This is a genomic window from Micromonospora sp. NPDC005298, from assembly GCF_040607375.1.
Classification (GTDB): domain Bacteria; phylum Actinomycetota; class Actinomycetes; order Mycobacteriales; family Micromonosporaceae; genus Micromonospora.
This window is the reverse complement of record NZ_JBEXGP010000011.1, coordinates 1-12,635: the sequence shown is the minus strand read 5'-3', so window position 1 is coordinate 12,635 and position 12,635 is coordinate 1. Positions and strand designations below refer to the sequence as shown.

Sequence of the window (12,635 nt, the reverse complement as noted above, 5' to 3'; positions counted from 1 at the left end):
ACGAGGCTCGACGTCGCGAACCCAACGGCGGGTCCAGGTGCTCTATTCAGAGCTGCCGTGACGGCGACGAGGAGGAGGCCCGTGACACAACAGACCTGGGACGAGGTGGGCGGCCTGTTGCCGCACGACGAGTTCCGCGCCGCCAGCGAGGCCATCGTGGCCAACATCGAGCAGGTCATCGAGGGTAAGACCGCCACCGTGCGGCTCGCCCTGGCCGTGCTGCTCGCCGAGGGTCACCTCCTGATCGAAGACGTCCCGGGTGTCGGCAAGACCAAGCTGGCCAAGGCCCTCGCGCGGTCCATCGACTGCACGGTGCGCCGGATCCAGTTCACCCCCGACCTGCTGCCCAGCGACGTCACCGGTGTCAGCGTCTACAACCAGGAGACCCACGACTTCGAGTTCCGTCCGGGCGCCGTCTTCGCCAACCTGGTCGTGGGCGACGAGATCAACCGGGCCTCGCCGAAGACCCAGTCGGCGTTGCTGGAGTGCATGGAGGAACACCAGGTCACCGTCGACGGCGTGACCTACCAGCTCCAGACCCCGTTCATGGTCATCGCCACCCAGAACCCGATCGAGATGGAGGGGACGTACCCGCTGCCCGAGGCGCAGCGCGACCGGTTCACCGCCCGGATCGCGATGGGTTACCCGGATTCCAACGCCGAGCTGGCCATGCTCGACGGGCACGGTGCCACCGACCCGCTGCACGAGCTGCGCCCGGTCTCCGACGCGGACATCGTCCGGCAGCTCATCGCCACCGTCCGTCAGGTGCACGTCGCCGACGCGGTCAAGCAGTACGCCATCGACCTGGTCACCGCCACCCGCGAGGCGCCCGACCTGCGCCTGGGCGCCTCCCCCCGGGCCACGCTGCAACTGCTGCGCACCGCCCGGGCGGTCGCCGCCCTGGAGGGGCGCGACTACGTCCTCCCGGACGACCTGCAGGCCCTGGCGGTGCCCGTGCTGGCGCACCGGATCATCCCGACGGCCGACGCGCAGCTCGCCCGGCGCACCACCGACGCGATCGTCTCCGAGCTGGTGCACCGGCTGCCGCTGCCACACGACCGGCAGCGCAACCCGTACGACACGCGTCCCGCCAGCGGCAACGGCCGCGCCCCCTACGAGCCGCGGAGGCCATGACGTGCGTGCCGGGCTGCGCGGACTGACAACCCGGGGGCGCTCCTTCCTCGCCGCCGCCATCGCGGCGGCGCTCTCGGCCGGCATCCTGGGCGAGAAGGACCTGCTCCGGGTGGCCGTGCTGCTGGCCGTCCTGCCGCTGCTGGCGGCCGCCTACGTGGGGCGCAGCCGCTACAAGCTGGCCTGCAACCGCTCACTGGACCCGCACCGGGTTCCGGTCGGGGCCAACTCCCGGGTGGTGCTGCGCCTGCAGAACCTGTCCCGCCTGCCCACCGGCACCCTGCTCCTGGAGGACCGGCTGCCCTACGCGCTGGGCAGCCGACCCCGGGTGGTGCTCGAGCGCCTCGGCGCGCACCAGGCCAGCTCCGTGGCGTACACGGTTCGGGCCGACGTGCGGGGCCGCTACGACGTGGGCCCGCTGGTGGTCCGGATGACCGACCCGTTCGGTCTCTGCGAACTCAGCCGGGCCTTCCCCAGCACCGACCACCTGACGGTCATCCCGCAGGTCACGCCCCTGCCGTCGGTCCGGCTCCCCGGGGAGTACGCGGGCAGCGGCGACAGCCGGGCCCGGTCGGTGGCGGTGCACGGCGAGGACGACGCGGCGACCCGGGAGTATCGGCGCGGCGACGACCTGCGCCGGGTGCACTGGAAGTCCACGGCGCGCACGGGCGAGCTGATGGTGCGCCGCGAGGAGCAGCCGTGGGAGAGCCGCGCGACTGTCGTCCTGGACACCCGGGCGTACGGCCACCGCGGTGACGGGCCGACGGCGAGTTTCGAGTGGGCCGTGTCCGCCGCGGCGAGCATCGCCGTGCACCTTCGGCAGGCCGGCTACAAGTTGCGCCTGGTCACCGGCTCCGGGGTGGACGTGGACGCCTCCGAGGCCGGCGGCGACGGGGTGCTGCTCGACCACCTGGCCGAGGTGCGACTGGACCAGCGCGCCGACGTGACGGAGCTGGTGCAGCGGGTCCGGCAGCGCGCCGACGGCGGCCTGATCATCGGGCTGTTCGGCGCGGTGAGCGTGGCCGAGGCCGAGTTGCTGGCCGGGTTGCGGGGCAACGGCGCCACCTGCGTCGGATTCCTGTTGGACAGCTCGACCTGGCTCAGCCTGCCGGAGAAGGCGCGGGCCGAGGCGGAGCGCACGCACGGCGCTGCCGCGCTCGCCCTGTTGCAGAGCGGCTGGCGGGTGGTGGGCGTCGACCACGGCAGCCGACTGCCGGCGTTGTGGCCGCAGGCGGGCCGGGGCTCCCAGGGCTTCGCCCTGCGCGCCGCGCTGGCCGAGACGGTCGCCGGCGGCGTGCGATGAACGGAAGGTTCCCCTCATGATCGCCACTCGGAACGTCGGCGTGGTGGCGGCCGCCGCCACGCTGCTCGCCGCGGCGCCGCTGTCGGCCATCTTCCAGAGCTGGACGTGGCTGATCCAGTCGGCGATCGCGGTCGCCGTGGTGGCCGGGGTCGCCGCGCTGACCCGGCTCGTCCGGGCGCCCCTGTGGGGGCAGGTGCTGGGCATGCTGGCCGCCCTGCTGCTCGCCCTGACCTGGCTGTTCCCCAGCGGCTCGGAGCTGCTCGCCTTCCTGCCCTCGACGGGCACCATCAGCCACTTCGCCGACCTGATCAACGGCTCCGCGCAGGACATGCGCTCGTACGGCGTCGAGGTCCCCGACACCGACCCGCTGCTGTTCATCACGGTGCTCGGCGTCGGCGGGGTGGCCGTGCTCGTCGACGTCCTGGCGGTGGGGCTGCACCGGCCCGCGCTGGCCGGGCTGCCGATGCTCGCCATCTACTCGGTGCCGGTCGCCGTCTACGTGGACAGCGTCCCCGCGACGCCGTTCGTGGTGGGCGCCGCCGGTTACCTCTGGCTGCTGGTGACCGACAACGTCGGCCGGGTACGCCGGTTCGGCCGCCGGTTCACCGGTGACGGGCGCGACGTCGACGTGTGGGAGGCGTCCCCGTTGGCGTCGGCCGGCCGACGGCTCGCGGCGGTCGGTGTGGCGTTGGCTGTCGCGTTGCCGCTGGCCGTGCCGGGTATGACCGGCGGCCTGCTGGACACCCTCACCGAGGGGACGGGGAACGGCACCGGCAACGGCCGGTCGGGTTCCGGTGGCGCCTCGGGACGGATCGACCTGTTCGCCGCGCTGGCCGGTCAGCTCAACGATTCCGAAGTGGCCGACCTGGTCAAGGTGACCACCTCCGAGCCCAACCCGTTCTACCTGCGCTACGCGGTCGCCGACGAGCTGCGCCCGAACGGCTTCCAGGCGCGCACCCCGAGCGGTCGAGCGGTCAACCGGGACCTGCCGGATCCGACCGAGCGGGCCGGTCCAGGGGTGCAGCAGACCCCGTACCGGGCGACCGTCGAGGTGACCAAGAGCCTGAGCATGTCCCTGATGCCGGTGTACGCCGAGCCGACCCGCACCGAGGACCTGAGCGGCAACTGGCTGTACGACCCCAACCAGCAGGTCGTCTTCTCCAACCGGGAGAGTTCCCGGGGCCGCAAGTACTCGTTCGACTACATCCGCTCCACGTACACGCCCGCCGTGCTGCGGGCCGCGCAGCCGCTGCCCGCCGACCACCCGGTACGCCGGCAGCTGACCGCCACCCCCGGCTCGGTGCCCGAGGTGGAAGAGCTGGTCAAGGGGCTGGTCCAGGGCAAGCGCACCGACTACGACCGGGTGTTGGCGATCTACCAGCACTTCTCCGCGGACAACGGGTTCAGCTACCGGCTCAGCACCCAGAGCGGCAGCAGCGGCCAGGACATCGTCAACTTCCTGACCAACAAGGTCGGCTACTGCCAGCAGTACGCGGCGGCGATGGCCTGGCTGGTGCGTACGGCCGGCATCCCGGCCCGGGTGGCGTTCGGCTTCACCAACGGCAGTAAGCGCGACGGCGACACGTACACCCTGACGAACCTCAACCTGCACGCCTGGACCGAGGTCTACTTCGACGGCATCGGCTGGGTGCCGTTCGACGCCACCCCGTCGTACGGGGTGCCGGGCTCCACCCGGTCCTCGTGGGCCCCGGACACGGACGCGCCGGAGCCGACCACACCGGGCGCCGGCACCGCGGACACTCCCGAGGGTCCAGACGCGACGGCCGGTCCGGCCGGCCCGGACAACGCCGACCGGGACACCGACACCGGCCTGTCCGTGGGCGGGCAGACCCCGACCGAGGAGCCTCCGGTCTGGCCGTGGTGGACGGCGGGTCTGTTGGCGCTGTTGGCGCTGCTCGCGGTGCCCGCGCTGCGCCGGCTGGCGCTGCGGCGTCGGCGCAGCGGCCGGGCGGTGGGCGCCACGGTGGCCTCCCCCGCAGCCGGCGACGGCGCCAGCGCGTCGGAGGCACGGGTGGTGGTCGTGGCGGACGTCAACCAGGCTCGCGCGGACGCGCACGCCGCGTGGGCGGAGCTGCTCGACACGTTGGTGGACTTCAAGGTCCGGGTGGACCAGACCGAGACTCCCCGGGCCACCGCGGACCGGCTGGTCCGGGAGACCCTCGCCGACGACGTCGACGCGGTCGGCGCGGCGCGGTTGCTGGGCCGGGCCGAGGAGCGGGCCCGGTACGCCCGGGATCCGCTGACCGGGGAACGCCTGCTGCCGGCGCTGCGCGCCGTCCGGGGGGCACTCGCCGCCCGGGCGGACCGCCGGACGAGGGTGTTCGCCGCGCTGCTGCCGCCGTCGGTGCTGCTGCGCTGGCGCACGGCCCTGGCGGACAACTCCAGCCGGATGGTGGCGCTGACCGGCCGAGCCCGGTACCGCCTGCTGCGCTGGAACCCGCGTCGTCTGCTGGCCGACCGAACGGCCCGCTGAGCAACGACCGCCCCGGGGCGGCGGCATCCGACCGCCGCCCCGGGGCGGCGGCATCCGACCGCCGCCCCGGCCGGCTCACCTGATCACTGCGCGTTCCGGCGGGGCGAGAATGCCGCGTACGGACGCGGACGCACGGATGCGACGGCGGTCGCCGGAGCCTGTCCGGCGACCCGCTCGTCGCGGTGTGCGACCCGCCTCAGCGGCGGGACGGGCTCAGCGGTGCCCCTCCGGGCGCTGCCGCCACCTGTCCTCCATACGGTCCAGGAGTGACGGCCGGCGACCGGACCGGCCACCGCCGCGGGGACGACGACGACTCGTCGTGCCGCCCACCACGTGCAGGTCGGGTGACTGCGCCCGACGGTGCGACTGCACCGCGAACGCGGCCGAGGCCAGCATGACGACGAAGCCCGCCACCGCCAGGGGTGGAGTCTTGATCACCGCGCCATAGACCAGTAGAGCCAAACCAGCGATCATGACGCCGGCGGCGACGAGCAGGCGACGCCGCGCATGGAAGCGCGGATCGCTGGCGCGCACGGCCGAGGCGAATTTGGGGTCCTCGGCAAGCGACCGCTCGATCTGCTCGAACAGCCGCTGCTCGTGCTCCGAGAGCGGCACGGCACTCCTCCCCGGTCACGTTGGTCGGGCCCACTCGGGCCGACAGACCGTGGCAGCCAACCGGCTGCTTACCCGCAAGTCTACGAGGGGGGTCGCGCGTCGGAAAGCGGGACGACCTACGGGTGGGGTGGATTTTCGTTTCGACGGGGCGCACGGTCGCCCATCAGACTGGCCGGACCTATGACGGACCGCCCGAATCGGGCAGCGGCGGCGTCCGCGGCAGCTTCCGCCTCGCGCCATCCGCGCTCGGGCGCGCCGAGGGTGAGCTGCCGGGGTGCGCCCTGCGCGGGAGTGAGGCCCTCCACCCGGACACCGACGAGGCGGATCCGCTCGCCCGGGTCCAGCGTGGTGTAGAGCGCCCACACCGTGTCGAACATCTCGCGCGCGGTGTCGGTGGGCACGCCGAGGGTGCGGGAGCGGTTGACGGTGCGGAAGTCGGCCATCCGGATCTTGAGGGTGACGGTGCGGCCCACCTGCCCGGAGCCCCGCAGCCGTACGCCGACCTTCGCGCTGAGGGCGAGCAGGGCGCGACGGATCTCCAGCGGGTCGGCCACGTCGACGTCGAAGGTCACCTCCGCGCCGATGGACTTGTCGACCTGCTCGGGGCTGACCCGGCGCGGGTCCCGGCCCCAGGCCAGCTCGTGCAGGTGGGCGGCCGACGCCGCGCCGACCGCCCGGCGGAGCATCCCGGGTGAGGCCTCGGCCAGGTCGCCGACGGTGGCCAGGCCGAGCCGGCGCAGGGTCTCCGCGGCCCGCTCCCCCACCCCCCAGAGCGCGTCCACCGGCAGCGGGTGCAGGAAGTCGAGGACCTGCCCCGGGGGCACGACCAGCAGGCCGTCCGGTTTGGCGCGGGTGGAGCCGAGCTTGGCCACGAACTTGCTCGGCGCCACCCCGACCGAGCAGGTCAGTGCCTGCTCGTCGACGACCCGGCGGCGGATCAGCCGGGCGATCGTGGCCGGGGAACCGAACAGTCGGCGGGCGCCGGTCACGTCGAGGAACGCCTCGTCGAGCGAGAGCGGCTCGACCAGCGGCGTGATGTCCCGGAAGATCTGCATCACCGCCCGGGACGCGGCCGTGTAGGCGGCGAAGTCCGGTGCCAGGTAGACGGCGTGCGGGCAGCGCGCCCGGGCCTGACTGGTCGGCATCGCGCTGCGCACGCCGTAGCGGCGGGCCTCGTAGCTGGCCGAGCTGACCACGCCACGCGGCCCGATGCCGCCGACGATCACCGGTTTGCCGCGCAGCTCGGGACGGCGGCGCACCTCCACGGCGGCGAAGAAGGCGTCCATGTCGACGTGCAGGATCGGGCTTGCGGAGTCGTCGGCGTCCGGCCCGAAGCGTGGATCACCACCCCGGGGCAACGACTGGCTGCGGCCCATCCCGGCAGGTTAACCCTCGGGTACGACAACACCAGCGACCAGGCGTACGCCCTCAGCCCCGGACGACCACCAACGGCACGGTCAGCTCGGCGGCCGTGTCCGACCCGTGGTAGGCCACCAGCTTCGACGCCATCGGCCGCTCGGTGCGGCTGGCCATCACCGCGTACGTGTCGTTGCAGATCACCACCACGTCGCCGATCCGCCCGAGGTGCTCCTCGGGCACCGGCCCGAACCAGCCGGTGGCCACCACCTCGTCGCGGGTGCGTACCCGGGCGGCGTCGCCGAGCACCGCCGACCAGGCGGCCACCACGTCGTGCACCGCGCCCGGCGCGGTGTGCAGGTAGCGGACTCGGGCCTCCCCGGCGACCACCCGGATCCCGTCGCGCAGCCGGGGATCGGTGTCCAGGTCGAAGCGGTGTCCGGCGGGAATGTCGAGCTGGCCGTGGTCGGCGGTGACCAGCAGCGCCGCGTCCGACGGCAGCCCGTCGACCAGCCGGGCGACCAGGGCGTCCACCTCACCCGCGGCGATCCGCCAGGGCGCCGAGTCGACGCCGCTGAGGTGACCGTGCCGGTCCAGGTCGGCGTGGTAGCCGGAGACCAGGGTCGGTCCGGCGCCGGCGGCCAGCGCCGCCAGCATGGTGCCGGCCACCTCGTCCCCGCCGGCGGCACCCCGGAAGTCACCGCCCCGGTTGGCGGCCAGGGTCAACCCGCTACCGCCGAACTCCGGTCGGCTCACCACTGTCGTCGTCACGCCGGCGGCGCGGGCGCGCTCCAACTGGGTGGGCACCGGCTGCCAGCTCAGCGGCGGCGGATCCCCGGCCCAGTCGGTGTGGGTGAGCACCCGGTCCGTGCCGGGCACCCGGACGGTGAAGCCGAGCACCCCGTGCGCGCCCGGCGAGACGCCGGTGCCCAGCGACACCAGGCTGGTCGGGGTGGTGGACGGGAAGCCGGCGATCAGCGGACGGCCCGCCGTCGCGGCGAGTCCGGCGAGTGTCGGCGCGTACGGGGCGGCGGTCGGCACCTGGTACCAGCCGAGCCCGTCGACCAGCAGCACGGCGACCCGACGGACCCCGGCCAGCGCGGGGACCAGCCCGAGCGGATCCGCCGAGCCGGGCACGCCCAGCACGGCGAGCGCGCTGGGCAGCACGTCGGCGAGACGACCCGCGCCGTGGCCCGGCCCGAGGACCGTCAGCGGTGCGGTCATGCCGGCCGGCGGGCGAACAGGTGCAGCTGGGCGGCCAGGTCCCGGTACGGCGGCCGGGCGGCGAGTTCGCGTTCCAACTCGACCAGCGCGGCGGACTGCCCGTCGGCTACCGCAGCCGGCAGCAGGTCGGCCAGCACGCGTACCCCGTGGATCTCCTCGACCACCAGCCCGGCGGCGGTGAGCAGCGCGGCGGCGCCCGGGGCGTCGTAGCGCCGGCGCAGGGTGTCGCGCGGCCCGGCGGTGCCGGCCGGGTCGGCGGCCAGGGCGGTCGCGACGTCGAGGTGACCGTTCATGGCCCGGCCCAGCACGGCGGCGGCCCGGCCGGCCACCAGCACACTTGCCGCGCCGCCGGGACGCAGCGCGGTGGCCAGCGCGGTCACCACCGGCGTCGGATCGTCGACGACCTCCAGGACGGCGTGGCAGAGCACCAGGTCGACGCCGGCCGGCTCGACCAGACCGGCGAGGGCGTCGCCGTCGCCCTGCACGGCGTCGATCCGGTCGGCCACCCCGGCCTCGGCGGCCCGGCGGGTGAGCGCGGCCAACGCGTCGGGGCTGGCGTCGACCACCGTGACGCGGTGCCCGGCGCGGGCCAGCGGGACGGCGAACCCGCCTGTGCCGCCACCCACGTCCAGCACGGTCAGCTCGGTGTCGCCGCGCCGGTCCAGCTCGGCGCGGAGCACCGACCAGATCACGGCGGTACGGGCGGTCAGCGGCGGCCCGGCGAACCGGCCTCGGGTCTGCTCCACCCGGTCGAGCCTAGTGGTCAGGACTCGGTGCCCTCGACAGCGTCCTCGGCCCGGGACCGGCGCTCGTTGGCCACCGGACCGTTGGTCACCTCGTACTCGCGGGGGCCGGTGAGGTGCGACGGCATCCAGCCGGCGCCCAGCCGGGTCCGTCGGGCGTTGGCGATTCCACCGCCGGTGTACGTGTGGTTCCCCATCACTTGTCATTCCCCCTCATGGATCACGGGCCGCTCTGCCCGTTCGACACGAGTCTCCCGCTCGGAGGCGTCAGAAACCGTAATGTGGATCACTGGTCAGCGGAAGTCACGGGACGCGGGACTGACCGGCGGCTCGATCGCGTCCAGCCGGTCGGCGACCAGGTTGGTCACCCCCTCGTGCCGCTGCAACCGCCCCCGCACCACGAGCGCGGCGCTGGTCCGGGCCACCCGCCGGTAGCGCTGCCACAGCCCCGGCGAGCAGGTGACGTTGAGCATTCCGGTCTCGTCCTCCAGGTTGAGGAAGGTCACACCGCCCGCGGTCGCCGGGCGTTGCCGGTGGGTGACGATGCCGCCGACCCGGATCCGCTGCCCGGGCTCCACCCGACCGAGCCGGGCGATCGGCACCGCGCCGAGCACGTCGAGCTGCCCCCTGATGAACCGGGCCGGATGGCTCTCCGGCGACAAGCCGGTGGCCCACACGTCGGCGACCAGCCGGTCGACCGCCTCCATCCCGGGCAGCGTGGGCGCCGCCGCGCCGCTGACCGTGCCGGGCAGCCGGCCCGGTCGGTCCTGGGCCGCCGCGCCGGCGGCCCACAGCGCCTCCCGCCGGGTCAGCCCGAAACAGGCGAAGGCGTCCGCGGTGGCCAGGGCCTCCAGCTGCGCGGCGGTGAGACCGACCCGCCGGGCCAGATCGGGCATGTCCCGGTACGCCCCGCCGACCGCCCGCTCGGCCTCGATCCGTTCGGCCACGTCGGACCCGAGGGTACGCACGCTGGACAGGCCGAGCCGGACGGCCGGACCGCCCAGCCCCCAGGCGTGTGGCGGCTCCCCCGGCCCGCTGCCCCACCGGGTCTCCGGGGTGGACTCCAGCACCGCCTGCGCGCCGCTGGCGTTGATGTCCGGGCGGCGGACCTCCACCCCGTGCCGACGGGCGTCGTCGACGAGGGTCTGCGGGGAGTAGAAACCCATCGGCTGGGCGTTGAGCAGGGCGGCCAGGAACGGCGCCGGGTGGTAGCGCTTGAGCCAGGAGCTGGCGTAGACCAGGTAGGCGAAGCTCATCGCGTGGCTCTCCGGGAAGCCGTAGCTGGCGAACGCGGTGAGCTTGCGGTAGACGTCGTCGGCCAGCTCGCCGGTGATGCCCCGCTCGGCCATCCCGGCGTAGAGCCGGTCCGCGATGCGGGTCATCCGCTCGACCGACCGTTTCGCGCCCATCGCCCGGCGCAACTGGTCGGCCTCGGCCGCGTCGAAGCCGGCCAGGTCGATGGCGAGCTGCATCAACTGCTCCTGGAACAGCGGCACGCCCAGGGTCTTCTCCAGCGCGTTGCGCATCAACGGGTGCGCGAACGTCACCGGCTCCTGACCGTTCTTGCGCCTGATGAACGGGTGCACCGAGCCGCCCTGGATCGGGCCGGGCCGGATCAGCGCCACCTCGACCACCAGGTCGTAGAACTCGCGGGGCTTGAGCCGGGGCAGGGTGGCCATCTGGGCGCGGCTCTCCACCTGGAACACCCCGACCGAGTCGGCCCGGCAGAGCATGTCGTAGACCTCCGGGTCGTCCAACGTCATGTCACCCAGGTCCAGCCTGGACCCGATCATGTCGTAGCCGTAGTGCAGCGCCGACAGCATGCCGAGGCCGAGCAGGTCGAACTTGACCAGACCGACCGCCGCGCAGTCGTCCTTGTCCCACTGCAGCACGCTGCGCCCGGGCATCCGCCCCCACTCCACCGGACACACCTCGATCACCGGCCGGTCGCAGATCACCATGCCGCCGGAGTGGATGCCCAGGTGCCGGGGGAACGTCTGCAACTCGTTGGCGTACTCCACCACCTGCTCGGGAATGTCCTCGACGTCCACGGTGGCGACCGAGCCCCACCTGTCGATCTGCTTGCTCCAGGCGTCCTGCTGCCCCGGCGAGAAGCCGAACGCCTTGGCCACGTCCCGTACCGCCGAGCGGGGCCGGTAGGAGATGACGTTGGCGACCTGGGCGGCGTGCTCCCGGCCGTAGCGGGTGTAGACGTGCTGGATCACCTCCTCCCGGCGGTCGGACTCGATGTCCACGTCGATGTCCGGTGGGCCGTCCCGCTCCGGGGCGAGAAAGCGTTCGAAGAGCAGCCGGTGCCGCACGGCGTCCACATTGGTGATCCGCAGCGCGTAGCAGACCGCCGAGTTGGCCGCCGAACCCCGGCCCTGGCAGTAGATGTCCTGCTCGCGGCAGAACGAGACGATGTCGTAGACCACCAGGAAGTAGCCGGGGAACCCCAACTCCTCGATCATGTTGAGTTCGTGGTCGAGCTGCGCGTACGCCGTCGGGTGCGCCTGCGGCGGCCCGTAGCGCTCCCGTGCCCCGTCGGCGGTCAGCTTGCGCAGCCAGCTCATCTCGGTGTGCCCCGGCGGCACCGGGTACGCCGGCAGCTGCGGCGCGACGAGCTGGAGGTCGAAGGCCAACTCGGCGCCGAACTCCGCTGCGCGGGCCACCGCACCCGGGTACGCGGCGAACCGGGCCGCCATCTCCGCGCCGCTGCGCAGGTGGGCGGTGGCCGCCGCGGGCAGCCAGCCGTCGATCTCGTCCAGGCTGCGCCGGGCCCGGACGGCAGCGACAGTGGTGGCCAGCCGACGCCGGCCGGGGCTGGCGTAGTGCACGTTGTTGCTGGCCACCGTCGGCAGCCCGGCCGCCGCCGCCAGCTCGGCGAGCGCGTCGTTGCGGTCGGCGTCGACGGGATGCCCGTGGTCGGTCAGCTCCACCGCCACCGTCTCCGCGCCGAAGAGTGCGGTCAGCCGGTCCAACTCGCGGGCCGCCGCGTCCACCCCCTCGGTGAGCAGCGCCCCCGGCACGTGCCCCTTGCGGCAGCCGGTCAGCACCAGCACGTGGTCGCGTAGCTCGGCGGCGACCTCCTCCAGGTCCCCGTAGACCGGGCGGCCCTTCTCCCCGCCGCGTAGCTGGGCGCGGGCGATGGTGGTGGCCAGCCGGGCGTACCCCTCGTGGCCGTGCGCGAGCACCAGCAGGTGCGCGCCGTGCGGGTCGGGTTCGCCGTTCTGCGGGCCGGGCAGCCCGAGGGACAGCTCCGCGCCGAAGATGGTCGGCAGACCCAGCGTGCGGGCCGCCTCGGCGAAACGGACCACCCCGTAGAAGCCGTCGTGGTCGGTGACGGCGAGCGCGGTGAGCCCCAGGCGGGCCGCCTCCTCGGCCAGTTCCTCGGGGTGGCTGGCACCGTCGAGGAAGCTGAAGTTGGTGTGCGCGTGCAGCTCCGCGTAGGGCACCACGCCGTCGGGACGGGTCAGCTCCGGTGGCTGGTACTGCTCGCGGCGGCGGCTCCAGGCCGGGGAGTCTCCCCCGTCGGCGTCCACGGCCAGCGGGTCCACCACGTGCAGGTGCCGCTCGGCGCGCGGCCGCCCGCCGCCGGCCTGGTTGCCGCTGGCCCGGCCGGAGAGCACCTGCTCCAGCTCCGACCAGGGCATCTTCGGGTTGTGAAAGCTCATCCGGCTGCTCCGGCCGCTCCGGCCGCTCCGGCCGCTCCGGCCGCTCCGGCCGCTCCGGCCGCTCCGGCCGCTCCGGCCGCTCCGGCCGCTCCGGC

Annotated in this window: 9 protein-coding genes; 3 read left to right on the top strand and 6 right to left on the bottom strand. The window is 74.0% G+C overall.

Translation table 11 applies throughout. From position 1 onward, the window contains the following. Nucleotides 1–81 precede the first annotated feature (81 nt). The 3 genes from ABZS77_RS17390 to ABZS77_RS17380 are packed head-to-tail and all read left to right on the top strand — an operon-like array spanning nt 82 to nt 4,928. Nucleotides 82–1,134 (top strand): MoxR family ATPase, encoded by a 1,053-nt coding sequence (locus tag ABZS77_RS17390; RefSeq protein WP_354823638.1) that lies wholly within the window; start codon nt 82–84, stop codon nt 1,132–1,134. A 1-nt stretch (nt 1,135) separates the two neighbouring features. Then, entirely contained in the window at nt 1,136–2,434 is a 1,299-nt protein-coding gene (locus tag ABZS77_RS17385) for a DUF58 domain-containing protein (protein ID WP_354823636.1), read from the top strand. Between the two features lie 16 nt (nt 2,435–2,450). Next, nucleotides 2,451–4,928, top strand: a complete 2,478-nt coding sequence (locus ABZS77_RS17380) for a DUF3488 and transglutaminase-like domain-containing protein (protein WP_354823634.1) — start codon at nt 2,451–2,453, stop codon at nt 4,926–4,928. Nucleotides 4,929–5,141: 213 nt separating this feature from the next. Here the strand turns inward: ABZS77_RS17380 and ABZS77_RS17375 are convergent, their stop codons facing one another. From ABZS77_RS17375 to ABZS77_RS17350, 6 genes are all read right to left on the bottom strand, one after another. Beyond that, nucleotides 5,142–5,543, bottom strand: a complete 402-nt coding sequence (locus ABZS77_RS17375; protein ID WP_354823632.1) for a DUF3040 domain-containing protein — start codon at nt 5,541–5,543, stop codon at nt 5,142–5,144. A gap of 116 nt (nt 5,544–5,659) precedes the next feature. Beyond that, nucleotides 5,660–6,919, bottom strand: coding sequence for a DNA polymerase IV (locus ABZS77_RS17370; protein ID WP_354823630.1), 1,260 nt, complete (start codon nt 6,917–6,919; stop codon nt 5,660–5,662). 52 nt (nt 6,920–6,971) lie between these two features. After that, nucleotides 6,972–8,123 carry a nucleotide pyrophosphatase/phosphodiesterase family protein gene (locus tag ABZS77_RS17365; protein ID WP_354823628.1) on the bottom strand — a complete coding sequence of 384 codons (1,152 nt, stop codon included), beginning with the start codon at nt 8,121–8,123 and terminating at the stop codon, nt 6,972–6,974. Continuing rightward, nucleotides 8,120–8,890, bottom strand: a complete 771-nt coding sequence (locus ABZS77_RS17360; RefSeq protein ID WP_354823880.1) for a methyltransferase domain-containing protein — start codon at nt 8,888–8,890, stop codon at nt 8,120–8,122. The genes ABZS77_RS17365 and ABZS77_RS17360 overlap by 4 nt, the downstream gene beginning before the upstream one ends. Continuing rightward, nucleotides 8,887–9,063, bottom strand: a complete 177-nt coding sequence (locus ABZS77_RS17355) for a hypothetical protein (RefSeq protein ID WP_354823878.1) — start codon at nt 9,061–9,063, stop codon at nt 8,887–8,889. Before ABZS77_RS17355 ends, ABZS77_RS17360 begins: the two co-directional genes overlap by 4 nt. A gap of 96 nt (nt 9,064–9,159) precedes the next feature. Beyond that, on the bottom strand, nt 9,160–12,540 hold the full coding sequence (locus ABZS77_RS17350) for an error-prone DNA polymerase (protein WP_354823626.1): 3,381 nt from the start codon (nt 12,538–12,540) through the stop codon (nt 9,160–9,162). Nucleotides 12,541–12,635: the final 95 nt, after the last annotated feature.

Bases quoted from the DNA above. Each gene is read 5' to 3' on its own strand.
- ABZS77_RS17380 (WP_354823634.1), top strand. From the start codon at position 2,451: ATGATCGCCACTCGGAACGTCGGCGTGGTGGCGGCCGCCGCCACGCTG.
- ABZS77_RS17370 (WP_354823630.1), bottom strand. From the start codon at position 6,919: ATGGGCCGCAGCCAGTCGTTGCCCCGGGGTGGTGATCCACGCTTCGGG.
- ABZS77_RS17365 (WP_354823628.1), bottom strand. From the start codon at position 8,123: ATGACCGCACCGCTGACGGTCCTCGGGCCGGGCCACGGCGCGGGTCGT.
- ABZS77_RS17355 (WP_354823878.1), bottom strand. From the start codon at position 9,063: ATGGGGAACCACACGTACACCGGCGGTGGAATCGCCAACGCCCGACGG.
- ABZS77_RS17350 (WP_354823626.1), bottom strand. From the start codon at position 12,540: ATGAGCTTTCACAACCCGAAGATGCCCTGGTCGGAGCTGGAGCAGGTG.